13 protein-coding genes and 2 pseudogenes are annotated in these 14,493 nt (G+C 67.3%); 5 read left to right on the top strand and 10 right to left on the bottom strand.

Annotated elements, in window-relative coordinates:
- Positions 1-42 precede the first annotated feature (42 nt).
- Entirely contained in the window at positions 43-828 is a 786-nt protein-coding gene (locus tag ACWGE0_RS27930; RefSeq protein WP_452263857.1) for an SGNH/GDSL hydrolase family protein, read from the bottom strand.
- A gap of 164 nt (positions 829-992) precedes the next feature.
- Between ACWGE0_RS27930 and ACWGE0_RS27925 the strand changes: the two genes are divergently transcribed.
- Entirely contained in the window at positions 993-1,580 is a 588-nt protein-coding gene (locus tag ACWGE0_RS27925) for an SACE_7040 family transcriptional regulator (RefSeq protein WP_452263856.1), read from the top strand.
- An 89-nt stretch (positions 1,581-1,669) separates the two neighbouring features.
- Here ACWGE0_RS27925 and ACWGE0_RS27920 read toward each other — a convergent pair whose 3' ends face one another.
- A complete protein-coding gene (locus ACWGE0_RS27920) occupies positions 1,670-2,080 on the bottom strand; it encodes a zinc ribbon domain-containing protein (RefSeq protein ID WP_452263855.1) in 411 nt (136 codons plus the stop codon).
- Positions 2,049-2,321 (bottom strand): annotated as a pseudogene (locus tag ACWGE0_RS27915) (transposase); the annotation flags it as partial. The pseudogene ACWGE0_RS27915 and the gene ACWGE0_RS27920, both read right to left, overlap by 32 nt.
- A gap of 647 nt (positions 2,322-2,968) precedes the next feature.
- On the opposite strand from ACWGE0_RS27915, the gene ACWGE0_RS27910 reads away from it, so the two are divergent.
- A complete protein-coding gene (locus ACWGE0_RS27910; RefSeq protein ID WP_452263854.1) occupies positions 2,969-5,011 on the top strand; it encodes a phospholipase A2 in 2,043 nt (680 codons plus the stop codon).
- Here the strand turns inward: ACWGE0_RS27910 and ACWGE0_RS27905 are convergent.
- From ACWGE0_RS27905 to ACWGE0_RS27890, 4 genes and pseudogenes are all read right to left on the bottom strand, one after another.
- Positions 4,971-5,774: pseudogene (locus ACWGE0_RS27905) on the bottom strand (acyltransferase family protein); the annotation flags it as partial. The gene ACWGE0_RS27910 and the pseudogene ACWGE0_RS27905 overlap by 41 nt on opposite strands.
- Positions 5,775-5,821: 47 nt before the next feature.
- Complete coding sequence (locus tag ACWGE0_RS27900; RefSeq protein WP_452263853.1) at positions 5,822-6,532, bottom strand: alpha/beta hydrolase; 711 nt, start codon at positions 6,530-6,532, stop codon at positions 5,822-5,824.
- A 62-nt stretch (positions 6,533-6,594) separates the two neighbouring features.
- On the bottom strand, positions 6,595-7,248 hold the full coding sequence (locus ACWGE0_RS27895; RefSeq protein WP_452263852.1) for a response regulator: 654 nt from the start codon (positions 7,246-7,248) through the stop codon (positions 6,595-6,597).
- On the bottom strand, positions 7,245-8,384 hold the full coding sequence (locus ACWGE0_RS27890; protein WP_452263851.1) for a sensor histidine kinase: 1,140 nt from the start codon (positions 8,382-8,384) through the stop codon (positions 7,245-7,247). Before ACWGE0_RS27890 ends, ACWGE0_RS27895 begins: the two co-directional genes overlap by 4 nt.
- Before the next feature lie 120 nt (positions 8,385-8,504).
- Here ACWGE0_RS27890 and ACWGE0_RS27885 point away from each other — a divergent pair, with 120 nt between their 5' ends.
- Positions 8,505-9,011: a hypothetical protein gene (locus ACWGE0_RS27885; RefSeq protein WP_319966271.1), complete on the top strand. Its 507-nt coding sequence runs from the start codon at positions 8,505-8,507 to the stop codon at positions 9,009-9,011.
- On the opposite strand, the gene ACWGE0_RS27880 is transcribed toward ACWGE0_RS27885, so the two are convergent.
- On the bottom strand, positions 8,983-10,107 hold the full coding sequence (locus tag ACWGE0_RS27880) for an erythromycin esterase family protein (RefSeq protein WP_452263850.1): 1,125 nt from the start codon (positions 10,105-10,107) through the stop codon (positions 8,983-8,985). The two genes, ACWGE0_RS27885 and ACWGE0_RS27880, sit on opposite strands and share 29 nt — an antisense overlap.
- 79 nt (positions 10,108-10,186) lie before the next feature.
- Between ACWGE0_RS27880 and ACWGE0_RS27875 the strand changes: the two genes are divergently transcribed.
- The gene (locus ACWGE0_RS27875; protein ID WP_452263849.1) at positions 10,187-10,873 is read left to right on the top strand and encodes a TioE family transcriptional regulator; all 687 of its coding nucleotides are present in this window, start codon (positions 10,187-10,189) and stop codon (positions 10,871-10,873) included.
- Here the strand turns inward: ACWGE0_RS27875 and metX are convergent.
- A complete protein-coding gene (gene metX, locus ACWGE0_RS27870) occupies positions 10,836-11,849 on the bottom strand; it encodes a homoserine O-acetyltransferase MetX (RefSeq protein WP_452263848.1) in 1,014 nt (337 codons plus the stop codon). The genes ACWGE0_RS27875 and metX overlap by 38 nt on opposite strands.
- A complete protein-coding gene (locus ACWGE0_RS27865) occupies positions 11,849-13,135 on the bottom strand; it encodes a bifunctional o-acetylhomoserine/o-acetylserine sulfhydrylase (protein WP_452263847.1) in 1,287 nt (428 codons plus the stop codon). The genes metX and ACWGE0_RS27865 overlap by 1 nt, the downstream gene beginning before the upstream one ends.
- A gap of 191 nt (positions 13,136-13,326) precedes the next feature.
- Here ACWGE0_RS27865 and ACWGE0_RS27860 point away from each other — a divergent pair, with 191 nt between their 5' ends.
- Positions 13,327-14,334 (top strand): Gfo/Idh/MocA family protein, encoded by a 1,008-nt coding sequence (locus ACWGE0_RS27860; RefSeq protein ID WP_452263846.1) that lies wholly within the window; start codon positions 13,327-13,329, stop codon positions 14,332-14,334.
- The last annotated feature ends 159 nt before the right edge of the window (positions 14,335-14,493 follow it).

Raw genomic sequence — 14,493 nt, 5'->3', positions numbered from 1 at the left:
GGTCAGGGCCTGTTTCAGACACTCTCACGTTCCGGAATCAACCTAGCCGATGACCGACCGCAGAGCGGGCAGGTAGCCGCTCTGGTGACCACCCCGGTTCGGGTGGTACGACTCCTCGACCGGCCAGCTCAGGCTGTTCAGCCACCAGCTCGACGAGCAGATCTCGTGCCCGGTGAACGCCCCGCGCACGTCGACGTAGGTGAACCCGGCCGCACCCGCCCGTGCACTGATGGCGTTGTGCAGCGCGTCGGAACCCGAGTTGATCGCGGCGCGCTTGGTGTCGCTCAGGCCGACGTTGCACGAGCCGGGCACCTTGTAGATGCGCGGGTAGCCGAGCACGACCACGCGCGCCGACGGGGACTTCGACCTGATCGTGCCGTAGACGTTGGTGAGCAGTCCGGGAAGCGTGTTCGCGATGTAGGTCTTGGACTGGTTCACCCGGTTGGTGCAGTCCTGGTCCGAGCCGAAGGTGCACGTGGTGATGACATCGGTGAAGCCGGCGTCGTTGCCGCCGACCTGCACGGTGACCAGGTTCGTGCTCGTCGTGACCGCGGCCGCCTGACTGATGACGTCACCCGTTCGGGCGCCGGAGCAGGCGACGGACTTGAAGCTCGCGGGTGCCGTCGCCGCCGCCCACAGGGCCGGATAGGCGAGCGGACCGCGCTTGCAGCTGCCGGTGGAACCGTCATAACTGCCGGTCCCGAGCCCGGAGGCGTAGGAATCGCCGAGCGCGACGTAGTTGACGGGGGCGGCGCTCGCGGGGTTGGCGAGCGCGATGACTGCCGCGGCGGCGGTGACCACCGAGGCGATGAGGTGAGCAGGACGCATCGAAGACTCCCGAAGGGGCCGCAGGGATGTGATGCATTGCACGCCAATGGTTACTTACGAGTAAGACCCGTGTGAAGTATTCGTCAATAGTCAACAATCAGGGCTTGTACCTGCGCAGATTCCACCCATCGGACGACTAAGTGAACGGCTGCTAACCTCCACACGTGGCCGAGAAACCCTCACGTCGGGACCAGATCCTCAACGCCGCGGCGGAACTCTTCGCGCGGCACGGCTTCCACGGCGTGGGCATCGACGACATCGGTGCGGCCGTAGGCATCTCCGGCCCAGCCCTGTACCGGCACTTCCGCAGCAAGGACGCGATGCTCGGCGAGATGCTGACGTCGATCTCCGAACGGCTGCTGGACGGCGGCCAGTCCCGCGTCGACGCGGCCACGAGCCCAGAAGAGGCGTTGCGGGAACTGATCGGCTGGCACGTCGACTTCGCGCTGGACGACCCGGCGCTCATCACCGTGCAGATGCGGAACCTCGCCAACCTCACCGACCCGGACCGCCGGCGCGTGCGGGCGTTGCAGCGCCGCTACGTCGAGGTGTGGGTCGAGACGATCCGGCGGACCGTGCCGGACTTCGACGAGCCGACCGCGCGGGCGGCGGCGCACGCGGTGTTCGGGCTGATCAACTCGACCCCGCACAGCGCACATCTCGACCGCGACCAGATGGCCGCGTTGCTGTCCCGGATGGCGCTCGCGTCGCTCACTCCGGCCGTCGTGACCTCGTCAACCTCTCGGCTCTGAAGGGCAGAGCTCGCGCTCGACCCCTTCAAGCCAAGTCGCGTTCCTCGTCCACCACCGGCTGTGGTGTGCGGGCCGCATCTACCAACGACTCAGGCAGCCGTCGGTAAGGGCACGTTGACAAATACCCACGCACGCCGTGCCCGATCACGGATGTTCACGGCGGCGACGACGTCGGCGGATCCAGCGAGACCGCACCGACGACAACAGAACCAGTCCCTGGTGGGTCGGTTCGAACGGGACGTGTGCTTGCACCTCGAGCACATCTGCGAGGTGTAGCGCGCGTCAACCAGCAGCACAGGCACACCGGCACGGCGGGCTTTGTAGGTGATGTGCCGTTCGAGCTGGTGAAACGACCACGAAGACTGGGTGGCTCGCTGGTGCCGTCGAACCGTGACCCGGTCGCGGATGCCCCGCAGTTCTTCCAGGGCGATACCCGCGGCCGGTGCGTTCGGCAACAGCCACAATCTTCTTGGCGATCGTGTGGTTGATGTGGGCGGCATGGCGAGCCTCCCGGCGAGTCCGTTGCTTCAAGCGTCTGGTCGCGGACTTCGTTCGCTTGGCCTGCAACTCGGCACGTTTCCGCGCGTGCCAGCGGCGATTGCGCTGCAAGCGGCGGCCCTGGAAGTTGTCCAGATCGCTGGTGGTGGCCAGGTTGGTGATACCGCGATCGACACCGATCCAATCGGTCGGCTCGAACTGCGGCTTCTCCGGGATCTCGCAGGTGACGAGCAGGAACCACATGCCGTCCCGGAAAACGAGGTCCGACTCGCCCTGACGATGTTCTCGCAAGGTCGCGAGCTGGCCGGGCGAGCCCGTGAACGGGATGTTCTTCAACCGGCCCGCCGTGGTCCAGATGCTCACGGCCCGCACGTCGAGTTGCCACGACAAGCACCGATCGTCAAACGGCTGCGCTGCGTGGTCACGGAACACGATCGACTTCGAGCAGGCTTTGCTCCGGCGCACGGACCTCTCGCCGCCGAGGTTGCCCATGCGGATGTTCGCACCCAGAGCGGTGTAGGCGTCGACGACTTTCTTCACCACTCGCACCGCGGGCTGCGCCGACAGACCGAACCGATCCTTGATCTCGTGGTAGCAGAGTTTCTGCAACTCGTTGCGAGACTTCACGTTCCGCTCGAACGCCACCCGCGAGACGAAGTCCGCCGCCCTGTTGCAGGCATGCAGGGTCGCCGCCAACGCCGACGCATGCTCTCGCGTCGGCAGCAGCTTCACCTGCACCACCAGTTTCACGCAGATGACCGTACCGAACACATGTTCGGGCACTTTCCCCGCCGCAGCTTCCTCCCCTGTCGGCGACGAGCAGGCATCCACCGGCCGCCCACCAGGCCAACTGGCGATCAGCCGAGACCCTTCCGTAACCTTGCCCGACAATGGGCGCGCGCAAACTCCTCCTCCGGCTTCCGGCCTGGTTCCGGTTCACGGTGATCGCCGTTGCCGTGTTCGTGCTCGGGGTGATCGCCTCGAGACCGGCCAACGGGGACAACGGGGTGCCGCCGAGCACTGACGTGATCGCCGCCGCGAACGCCGTGCACGCGTTCACGGCGCCGTCGGCGACGCACGATCCGTACGTGAACCTGCCTTCGGACTTCGCGAAGGAGATGGGCCGCGACCCCAAGACGGTGACGGCGCCGGACGGGACGTTGCGGGTCGTCGACGCCTCCGGTGGCTGCTCCGGGCCGGCCGGTGACACCGAGTGGGACTTCAGCACCGGGTGCCGGGCGCACGACCTGGGCTACGACCTGTTGCGCTATGCGGAACACAAGGGCGACCCGCTCGGGCAGGACGCGCGCAAGGCGTTGGACGATCGGCTCACGACCGACCTGCACGCGCAGTGCCGGCTGAACCCGCGGGGCGCCGAGCAGACCTGTCACGTGGTCGCCGCGACCTACGCGTTCGGGCTGAAGTTCAACTCGTGGCGGCAGCGGTGGGGGCCGCCGGGCCACGAGCCCGTGGTGGCGTGGGCGTTCGGCAGTGCGATCGTGGTGTTCCTCCTGCTGGCGCGCCTGCACGGGCGGCGGCGCGACGACATTCCGCGTACGGCCAGTGCGAACTCGCTGCCGCTGGAGCTGGCGCACGCCAAGCAGGACCGGTACGCGACGTTCCTGCGACTCTTCAGCCTCACCCTCCTCGTGCTCGGTGAGACCGTGGCGATGCTGGCTCATCTGCGCGGCTTCGGCACGTCGTGGTTGTGGGCGTTGCAGGCGGTGCCGTTGTTCTTCTTCGCCGGCGGGCACGCGAACCTGCGCAGCTGGCAGGCGCACGAGGGCGGCTTCGGCTGCTGGGTGTCGAGCCGGACGTCGTGGCTGCTGCGGCCCGTGCTGGCGTTCGTGCTGTTGTGGGTGGTGTTGTTCGCGGCGTTGAACCTGATGGACGTCAAGGTCGACGCGTACAGCCGCCTGATCACGCATCCGTTGTGGTTCCTCGGGGTCTATCTGCTCGCGGTGGCGGCCACGCCCGCCGCCGCGTGGCTGCACGAGCACTTCCGCCGCACCACGCCGTTCGTGCTGGTGCTGGTGACGCTCGGCGTCGAGGTCGCGCGCACGTCGACGGACTGGAAGACCGGCGGGTACGCGAACCTGATCGTCGGCGCGTTGCTGATGCAGCAGATCGGGTTCTTCTACGCGGACGGCTCGCTGACGAGCCTGAGCCGCAGGACGCTGGCCGCGATGGGCGCGATCACGTTGCCCGCGCTGGTGTTCTTCAGCGACTACCCCCGCTCGATGATGGTGCTCGGGGTGGCGCAGGTGTGCCTGGCCCTGCTGGCGCGCGGGCGGGTCACCGCGTGGCTGGAGGGCCGTTCCTGGCACGTCGTGAACTTCGCGCGCCGGGCTCCGATGACGGTGTACCTGGCGTATCTGGCCGGTGTGGGTGCGCTGGTCGGGTTGCTCGGGCTGACGCAGGCGCCGATCTGGTTGGTGCTCGGGCTGGTGCCGCTGGTCCTGGTGTTCCACCGGTTCGAGCGGCGCCTGGTCAAGTCCCCCAAGCTCGCGCACGAGTCGCACCGGACCAGGCTCGCGACCGGCATGGGCGTGGTGTTCGGGACGCTCGGCGTGCTCGGGTTCGTGGTGAGCGGGTTCCTCGGCGACGGGGTGCTGGTGCTGCTGCCGGTCGACCCGCTGCAGAACCTCATCCACCTCCTGCTCGGCTGGTACCTGATCCACACCGCCCGCACCGGCAGCTGCGACACCCGGTTGCCGTGGTTGCTCACGGCGCTGGCGTGCGTTCCGCCGATGCTGGCGCTGGAGCCTGCTCCCGCGGTGGTGGTGCTGCACTTCGCGGCGATCGGCCTTGCAGTGCTCGGAGCCATCCCCAGGTCACGGCCACGCACACCGGCAGCCACAGCAGTCGTTGCCACACCCAGCCAGGGTGATCTGGTGGCTGCTGGAGCCCCGGTAACGGTCCCCACGCGCTGAGCGCCAGCGTCACGGTGATCAGCGCGCTCTGGTGCGTCAGGAAGATCCCGAGTGCTCGTTTGTTCAGCCACAGCACGGGTTTCGTCGTGCCGATCCTGGTCAGCAGCGGCGCGATCGTGAGCACCAGGCCGATCTGGGCGAACGCCAGCGCCAGCGTCGCGTAGTTCGGCGGGTTCAGGTTCGAGACGGCCGCGCCCGGGATGCCGACGGCCGCCGTCGGGTAGCCGCCGAACTGCGTGAGCAACGCGTACCCGAGCACGCCGAGGACCAGCAGCGGCGGACCGGGAATTCTCCTGCGCGCCAACGAGTGCCCGAGCTGCCAGGCCGCCCACCACACCGCGTACGGGACCACCAGCACCAGCGCGATCGGGACGAGCACACCCCACGAGTACTCGTCCAGTTTGCGCACCAACGGTTTCAGCGCCAGCAGCACCAGGTAGACGACGATGAACCACAACGGCGTCGTGACCAGGAACCCGATGTTGTAGGCGGTGCCCTGGTCGACACCGCGCATCGACAGTCCGAAGAGGACAGCGGTCCACGCGGCGAGCATCAGCGACGTCGGCACGGCGAGCTGCTTCAGCCTGACGAGGAACGGAGTCTGCGAGTGAGCGGCCGCATAACCACCCACGAAGAAGAACAGGCCGAGTGCCTGCAACACCCAGGAAACCGGTGTCAGCTCAGGTAAGTGCTTGAGCGGACTGTCGATGTACATGCCGGTCGGCGTGTCCACCAACGAGGTTACGAGCCAATGGCCGAGCACGACCGCGACGACGGCGATCGCACGAACGGCGTCGATGAACGGATTCCTCACAGCGTCTCCCCCGAACCCGAAGCAATCCGGACGAGCGCGCTCAATGTCTCGCTGCCCGGCTCGTAATAGGTGTCGTGCTTGCCGCCCTCGAACCGCAGCACGGTGGCGCCGAAGCCGTCCGACGTGGGATCGGTGCCGTGCCCGAGGTCGAACAGCCGGACGTTGGGCACGAACCGCATCCAGTCACCGCCGGCCCGGATCGCCCAGACTTTGGCGCCGGTCCCCAGTTCCGACACCGAATTCGCCCGCACGCCAGGACTTCCGGTGAACACGATGTCGGCCACGTCCAGCTCGTGCGCCGCCAGCGACACCACGATGGAGCCGTAGCTGTGCCCGAAGACGTGGATACGTGCGTTGGTGTGCAAGGCACGCACGAACTCCACCAACGCGGTGGCTCCTTGGCGCGCCAGACCACCGGTCGCCGCGTCCACGCCGAGACCCTGCGGCGTGCGGTACCCGAGCCACGCGATCACCGCGAGGTCGTCGCGGTGGGCCTGCTCGTACAGGTTGGTCGCCATCCGCCCGACGGTCCGGTCGAATCGGTCGACGTCCACGTCGGAGCCCGGCACGACGACCACGACGTCACGGGCGGTGGCGAGGTCACCGACGATCGCGACCCGGCGGGCGACGTCGGCACGCCACTCGGCGATCGACGGCGCGACCGACGGAACGGCGATCAGCAGGAGGAACAACACGGCTCGGCGCATGAACCGAAACTAGGAAGACCACACTCTCGCGATCATCCCTCTGACGTGCCGTTTTAACCCTGCTACCCCGGTACTACGAGCCCGGTCTCGTACGCCGCGATGACGGCCTGGGCGCGGTCGCGGAGCCCGAGTTTCGTGAGGACCCGACTCACGTGCGTCTTGACGGTCTGCTCGGCGAGCACCAGATGCGCGGCGATCTCGACGTTCGACATGCCCTGCGCGACCAGCACGAGGATCTCGGTCTCGCGTTCGGTCAGGACGTTCAACCTGGCCGGCCGGATGCGTTCGGTGCGGCGGGACTTCACGAAGTCCTCGATCAGGCGTTTGGTGATGGACGGCGCCAGCAGCGCTTCCCCTGCTGCGACCACGCGCACGGCGTTGAGCAGCTCACGGGCGGGCGCGTGCTTGAGCAGGAACCCGCTCGCACCGGCCTGCAACGCCTCGTAGACGTAGTCGTCCAGGTCGAACGTGGTCAGCACGAGGACCTTGGTCTCCACCGAACCGTCCAGCAGCAGCCTGGTCGCGGTGAGACCGTCCATCTCCGGCATGCGCACGTCCATCAGCACGACGTCCGGTTTGACGTTGCGCGCGAGTGCGACGCCCTCGACGCCGTTGCCCGCGGCGCCGATCACCTCGATGTCCTCCTGCGCGTTGAGCAGCGCGGAGAAGCCCTCGCGCACCATCTCCTGGTCGTCCACCACGACCACCCTGATCACTTGTCCCCCAACGGAATTCTCGCCCGCACCAGGAAGCCGCCGCTCTCGGTCGCCTTCACGGTCAGCGTGCCACCGTGCACAGCGACGCGTTCGCGCATGCCCACCAGGCCCTGCCCACTACCCCCGCCCATGGACGGTCCCCCGGCGGTGTTGATCACCAGCACGTCCAGCTGGCCCTCGTTCTTGTGCACGTGGACGGACGCCTTCGAGCCGGGCGCGTGCCTGGTGGCGTTCGTGAGCGCCTCCTGGACGATCCGGTACGCGGTGAGCCCGACCGCCTCCGGGACGTCGTCCACGTCGACCTCGGCCTCGTCACCGGGCCGCGCGAGCTCGGGGATGCGGCTGATGCCCGGCTGCGGTTCGCGTTCCGGCTCGTGGCCGTTCGTCCTGAGCACGCCGAGCAGCCGTTGCATGTCGGTGATGGCTTCCCTGGCGGCCTGGCCGAGTTCCGCGAACTCCTTCTCGGCCTCGTCGTTCAGTCCTTTGAGGCGGTAGGGCGCGGTCTCACACCTCACGACCACCATCGACATGTGGTGCGCCACGACGTCGTGCATCTCGCGCGCGATGCGAGCACGTTCCTCGAGAGCTGCTTTGGCGGCCCGCTCTTGTTCGAGGTCCAGTTCCGCCCGTCCACGCGAGCCGAACATGTACACGGCGGCCGCGATGATGGGCACGAAGAGTGCGAGGTCGGCGCGCTGCGGCTCGGACAGCGCCACCAGCACCATGCTGATCAACGTGGCCGTGATCACGATTCCGCGCGAGTAGAAGGCGGCGACCGCGATGAGAAGCGGCACCGTCGTCCAGTACTGGAAGTCCGGGACGACGTCCCCCACCGCGAAGAACCCGACGAAGTAGAACCCGGCTGCCGCCACCCGCCACGCGTACAGCGGCGAGCGGATCAGCAGCACGTACGGGATGATCGTGACGAAGAAGATGAGCACCCACCAGCCGTCACCGCGGTCTGGTGCGCCGGGCGGGAGCACGCGGTCCACGTAGTCCACGCTGCCGATGATCGCCCAGACGAGCCCGTAGATGATCAACGCGGCGAACGCGGGAACGCGGAACCGGCCGAGCACTTTCGTGAGCACTCGGGTGCGATCAGGACCGAGGACGGTGCGGTACAGCGCTTGGAACACCAGCCGATGCTAGGTGGATTCGCTGAATCACACATTGACCTGCGGAGTGACATACCCCGGTAGCACTCTGATCAAGATGGGGCATTGCGAATGCGTGACACCGCGCGGTAGGCAGTACCTGTGAAACCACCGCAGGATCCAGATCGCTGGGCACGGCTGACCGCCGTGGCCGGCGAGGCGCTGGCTGCCGCCAGGGCCGGTGAGGACGCTGTGGCGGTGGACCTCGTGACCGGTTACCTCAGCGGGTCGCCAGAGGGCAACGAGGAGATCCGTGAGCTGGTGCTCCTGCTGTTCGCCGAGTGCAGCAGCATGGTCGGCGCGCTCGGTTCCGGCGGTGCCACGCCGGTGAAGATGCAGGTCTTCGACGAGGAGGGCCGCGAGGTCCAGATCGACGACGCCGACCCGCCCGTGCGCACCGCGATCAGGGCGTTGCTGGCCGAGGTGCACGGAGATCAGGACGCGGCGGCGGAGCAGATCGAGATCGCCCTGGCCAACGGGGCACCGCAGGAGCTCGCGACGGTCGTTTTACAAGCCCTGCGGTGGACCCTGAAGCTGGCGATCGAGTGCGAGACGCGCGACCTGCCCGTCGCGCCGTGGATCACCGCGTCGCTGGACGACCAACCCTGACGTGCAACAGGGCGTCCACGCCGGCCAGCAGGTGCTGGTCGAGCGGGAAGTAGGCCATCGCGAGCATCGGGTCGGCACCCGTGTCGGTGCGGGACGGGCCGACCGGCTTGTCCTTCGTCATCCCCCAGGTCGTGAACCGGCTCTGCAACTGGCCTTCGAGGGTGGCTTTGTCCGGTTCGCCCAGCCCGATCGAGTCGTTGCGGCCGAGCGTGCCGCCGATGACCGTGTACTGGTCACCGAGGATCGGCGCCACGAGCGCGCCGGCGGAGAACCACTCGATCCGCTCGCCGGCCATCTCCATCGAACTGTTCGTGCGCTGCAGGTGGGCGTTGTGCGCGAACACGAACGTCGGCCCCTTTCGCGCCTCGATCCGGCGAATCGCCAGCAGGTTGCGGGCCATCACGCCGTCCCGCATCTGACACAGACGGTTGAGCCGCACCCCCAACGGGTTCGGCTCGGCACACTCCCAGTGGTACTGAAGCAGGCTCAGTGCGGCCGTCAGATGGGTTTCCGCACGCGTCCAGGCCTCGTCGGTGGTCTTGCGGGCGTGCAGCCGCTTGAGCATCCCCGTGCCGATCTCACGCAGCCTGACGGCCTCTTCGGACTGACCGGGTGACTTGGTCAGGTCCAGAACGGCCTCGTCCCGGCCCCACTTCTCGTCGTCGATCGTGAGATCCACGTCCTCGCCCAGGTAGTCGCGGGCGTGTTCGAGGTAGGGCCGCGGGCTGGGCGCGCTGGTCGTCTCGGTCTGGAAGTCGAAGCCGTAGAACGAGAGACGCTCCTCGGCCGGCTTGCCCGCGTTGTACTCGCGCATCCACGCGACCAGCTCGCGGTTGGCCGGCCACTGCCCGAAGTTGTGGGAGAAGCCGTCCTTCATGACCGCGTCGAGGTCGCCGGGGCCGCCCTGGACGTAGTCGTCGACCAGAAGTCCCCTGATCCGGCAGGTCTCCAGGGCGATCGAACGGAAGCCCTGCGCGGCCAGCTGCTCGAACAGCTCGTTGCGGACCCAGGTGTGAGCGTGCTCGAGGTGCGTCGGCTCGCCGAACGCCAAGAGCTCGGTGAAGGGACTGATGAACTCGCGAATGTCCTGGCTCATGTGGTTCAACCGTAACATTGAAACCTCTATTGAGCCTTTCGCGCGATTCCAGCCGTTGAGTGCCTCTAAAGTCTCAACCGTGCGACCAGCCGACCTCGCTCGTGAACACGGTATCTCGACCCAGGCCGTGCGCAACTACGAGCAATCCGGGTTCATCCCGCCTGCCGACCGCACCCCGTCCGACTACCGCGTCTACACCCCGGTGCACGCCGCCGCCCTGCGCGCGTTCCTCGCACTGATCCCGGCCTTCGGGCACGCTCGCGCCGGCCAGATCATGAACTCGATTCACGCCGACTCGCTCGACGACGTCCTGCTGACCATCGACCGCGGCCACGAGCAACTCCTCCGCGACCGCGAGACCCTCGATTCGGTCAGCCGCGCGGTGCACGACCTGACCGACTTCGAACCGGTCCTGGAACCCCGCACGATCGGCGAGCTGGCCCGCCGCCTGGACGTCACCCCGGCGACGCTGCGCGCGTGGGAGGAAGCCGGAATCCTCACGCCGGACCGCGAGTCCACCGGCTACCGCGTGTTCCGCGCCGAGGACGTCCGCGACGCCGAACTGGCCCACCTGCTGCGGCGTGGCGGCTACCCGTTGGCCCGAATCGCCTTGGTAGTGCAGCAAATCCGCACGGCCGGCGGCACCGACACGCTGAGCGCGGCCCTCACCGACTGGCGCCGCCGCCTCACCCGGCAAGGCCTGGCCATGCTGGCCGCCTCCGCACGCCTCAACGACTACCTGAATGCGCGGGCACCAACTCCCTGACCAGCGCACCGACCTGGTCGCTCTCGATCAGGAACGCGTCGTGCCCGTACGGCGAGGCGATCACTCGCAGGTCATCAGCACCAGGAATACCCGCCGCCAGTTCTCTCTGCTGCGCCAACGGATAAAGCCGATCCGAGTCCACCCCGGCCACCAACGCCCGCGCCCGCACCCGCCGCAGCGCCGCCTTGACCCCACCCCGCCCACGCCCGACGTCGTGCGAGTTCATCGCCTCCGTCAACGTGACATAGCTGGCCGCGTCGAACCTCCGCGTGAGCTTCGCTGCATGGTGGTCCAAATAGGACTCGACCTCGAACCGCCCGTCCTCCTGCCGGTCCCTCCCGAACCGGGCCTGCAACTCCTGCTCACTGCGATAACTGAGGTGCGCGATCCGCCGCGCGATCCCCAGCCCCTCCGCCGGACTGGCCTTGATCGCATGCACCTGAGCCGACGCCAGCCCGATCTGCTCGGCCGACGCCGCCGCAGTCGTTGCCAGCAGCAACAACGACTCGACCCGATCAGGCTGGCCCACCGCCCACTCGACGGCCCGCATCCCGCCCATCGACCCGCCCAGCACGGCGGCCCACCGCTCGATCCCGAGGAAGTTCGCGAGGTGAACCTCGGCCGCCACCTGATCTCTGATGGTGATGTCCGGAAACGCCGGGTACTGCCAGGGCCCGGTGCTCCCCTGACACCCACCCAGCACGTTGGGCGCCACCACGAAGAACCCGTCGAGCGGCTTCCCATGCCCCACCAGGGAATCCCACCAGCCCGGCGTGGGGTGACCCGGCTCCACGCCCCCGGCGACATGGCTGTCCCCGGTGAGGGCATGGAGCACGAGCACCGCGTTGGAGGCCTCCGCGTTCAAGGTCCCCCACGTCTCATACGCGAGCTGGAAACCCGGCAGTCCCCCGAACGGCGCGGCGTGACTGAACCACCTCCGCCGCCCGTTCGGATCTCCGAACCGCCAGCCGCCCACTACAACGCGGACTTCGCCGCGGTGAAGCCCGCCTCGAGGTCGGCTTTGAGGTCCTCCAGCCCTTCCAGCCCCACCGACAACCGCACGAGCCCAGGCGAAACACCCGTGACGAGCTGCTCCTCAGGCGTCAACTGGCTGTGCGTGGTCGAAGCCGGGTGCACGATCAACGACCGCACATCCCCGATGTTCACCAGCTGGCTGAACAAACTCGTCCCGTCGACGAACGCCCGCCCGGCCTCGACCCCGCCCCTCAACTCGAAGCTCACCACCGCACCCGCCCCCTTCGGCAGGTACTTCCGCGCGGCAGCGTGGAACGGCGACGACTCCAGCCCGGCGTAGTGGACCTTCTCGACCTCGTCCCGCTCCTCCAACCAGGCCGCAAGCGCTTGCGCGTTCTCCACGTGCCGCTCGATGCGCAGCGACAACGTCTCAATCCCCTGAATCACCAGGAAGCTCGTCAACGGCGCGATAGCCGCCCCCGTGTCCCGCAACCCCTGCACCCGCAACTTGGCAGCGAACGCTCCATGCCCCAGCACCGGCCAGTACCGCAGCCCGTTGTAGCTGGGATCCGGCTCGTGGAAGTCCGGGAACTTGTCAGCCCCGTACTCGAACTTCCCACCGTCCACCACCACACCGGCGATGGCCGTCCCGTGCCCTCCGAGATACTTGGTCGCCGAGTGGATGACGATGTCCGCACCGTGCTCCAGCGGCTTGAGCAGGTACGGCGTAGGAACCGTGTTGTCGACGATCAGCGGCACGCCGTTCTCGTGCGCCACCGCCGCAACGCCCTCGATGTCCAGCACATGGCTGCGCGGGTTGGCCAGCGACTCCCCGAAGAACAACTTGGTGTTGGGCCGCACCGCCGCCCGCCAAGCCTCCAGGTCATCGGGATCGTCCACAAACGACACCTCGATGCCCAGCTTGGGCAACGTGTAGTGGAACAGGTTGTACGTACCGCCATACAGCGACGCACTGGAAACCAGGTGATCCCCGACCTTCGCCAGGTTCAGAATCGCAGCCGTCTCAGCCGCCTGCCCAGAAGCGAACGCAACCGCCGCCACACCACCCTCGAGCGCGGCCACCCGCTGCTCCAGCACGTCCTGCGTGGGATTGTTGATCCGCGTGTAGATGTTCCCAGGCTCAGCCAACGCAAAAAGATCCGCGCCGTGCTGCGTGTCCCGAAAAACGTACGAAGTCGTCTGGTAGATCGGCGTGGCACGAGCACCAGTGGCCGGATCGGGCGCAGCGCCCGCGTGAATCTGCGTCGTCTCAAAGGACCAGGACATGGCTGTGCTCCGTCTGTTCGCCGTTCGGGGGAGAGTCAGATCAACGCGAGCAACAACAAGCCATGCTGGTGACGCGCACGTAGTCAACGTGGCGTCGGCTAACCAGCGGCATGGTCATAACCCAAAACGGTAGGGCCCCACCGACCGCTCCAACACCCCGTCCATCAGGTGAGACCGCCTAGTCTGATCTCATGCGCACAGCTCTGGTCGGCTACGGACTAGGTGGGGCGGCCTTCCACGCCCCGTTCATCGAGGCAACCCCAGGCCTAACCCTGGCGGCAGTCGTAACCTCGAACCCAGCCCGCCAAGCCGAGGTGGCCGAGCGCTACCCCAACGCCCGCCTCCTGTCCACTCTGGACGAAGTCTGGGCCAACAACTTCGACCTGGTGGTAATCACCACCCCAAACCGCTTCCACGCCACCCACGCCCGCCAGGTCCTGGAACACGGCCTCAACGTGGTGGTCGACAAGCCTTTCGCCGCCTCAGCCGCCGAAGCCAGAGCCCTGGCCTCAATAGCCTCCTCCAAAGGCCTGATGCTCGTCCCGTTCCACAACCGCCGCTGGGACGGCGACTTCCTGACCGTCCAAAACCTTTTGTCCACCAACGCCCTGGGCCAAGTCCACCGCTTCGAATCCCGCTTCGAGCGCTACCGCCCAGAAATCAAGTCGTCCTGGAAAGAATCCGGCGACCCAGCCGACCTGGGCAGCATCCTCTTCGACCTGGGCACCCACCTGGTAGACCAGTCCGTAGCCCTCTTCGGCCGCCCACTCTCAGTCCACGCCGAAATAGCCACAGTCCGCCCAGGCGCCAAGGCAGACGACGACATCTTCCTCTCCCTGACCCACGAAAACGGCGTCCGCTCCCACCTCTGGATGAGCGCCCTGGCCGCCGACCAAGGCCCCCGCTTCCGCGTTCTGGGCCACGACGCCGCCTACGTCAAATACGGCATGGACCCCCAAGAAGAACGCCTAAAAGCAGGCGAAACCCCAGCAACCCCAGGCTGGGGCGAAGAACCAGAACAATCCTGGGGCACCCTAAACGGCCGCCCACACCGCACAGAACCAGGCGCCTACCAGGACTTCTACGCCCAGGTAGCCACCGGCACAGCCCCAGTCTCCCCCCAAGACGCAGTAACGGGCCTAGAAGTAATCGAAGCAGCCAAACACTCCTCCACCACAGGCGAATCAGTCCGCCTCTAACCACGCCGATGCCGCAGGCGAGGCGACCCGAAGGCGAAGCCGAGGTGTCCTTGGCTTGTAACAGCGCTCCGGGTGGGGTCCCGTCACGAGTCGTGCCTCAGCACTTGCTGCAACCAGGCAGGGGTGTCAACTCGACACGCTTTTCGTCGAGTTGACACC

It is taken from the genome of Lentzea sp. NPDC054927, from assembly GCF_053610285.1.
The sequence above is the reverse complement of the archived record's forward strand: the minus strand, read 5'-3'. Positions and strand labels throughout refer to the sequence as shown.

Bases quoted from the DNA above. Each gene is read 5' to 3' on its own strand.
- ACWGE0_RS27930 (WP_452263857.1), bottom strand. From the start codon at position 828: ATGCGTCCTGCTCACCTCATCGCCTCGGTGGTCACCGCCGCCGCGGCA.
- ACWGE0_RS27920 (WP_452263855.1), bottom strand. From the start codon at position 2,080: ATGCCGCCCACATCAACCACACGATCGCCAAGAAGATTGTGGCTGTTG.
- ACWGE0_RS27910 (WP_452263854.1), top strand. From the start codon at position 2,969: ATGGGCGCGCGCAAACTCCTCCTCCGGCTTCCGGCCTGGTTCCGGTTC.
- ACWGE0_RS27900 (WP_452263853.1), bottom strand. From the start codon at position 6,532: ATGCGCCGAGCCGTGTTGTTCCTCCTGCTGATCGCCGTTCCGTCGGTC.
- ACWGE0_RS27880 (WP_452263850.1), bottom strand. From the start codon at position 10,107: ATGAGCCAGGACATTCGCGAGTTCATCAGTCCCTTCACCGAGCTCTTG.
- ACWGE0_RS27865 (WP_452263847.1), bottom strand. From the start codon at position 13,135: ATGTCCTGGTCCTTTGAGACGACGCAGATTCACGCGGGCGCTGCGCCC.
- ACWGE0_RS27860 (WP_452263846.1), top strand. From the start codon at position 13,327: ATGCGCACAGCTCTGGTCGGCTACGGACTAGGTGGGGCGGCCTTCCAC.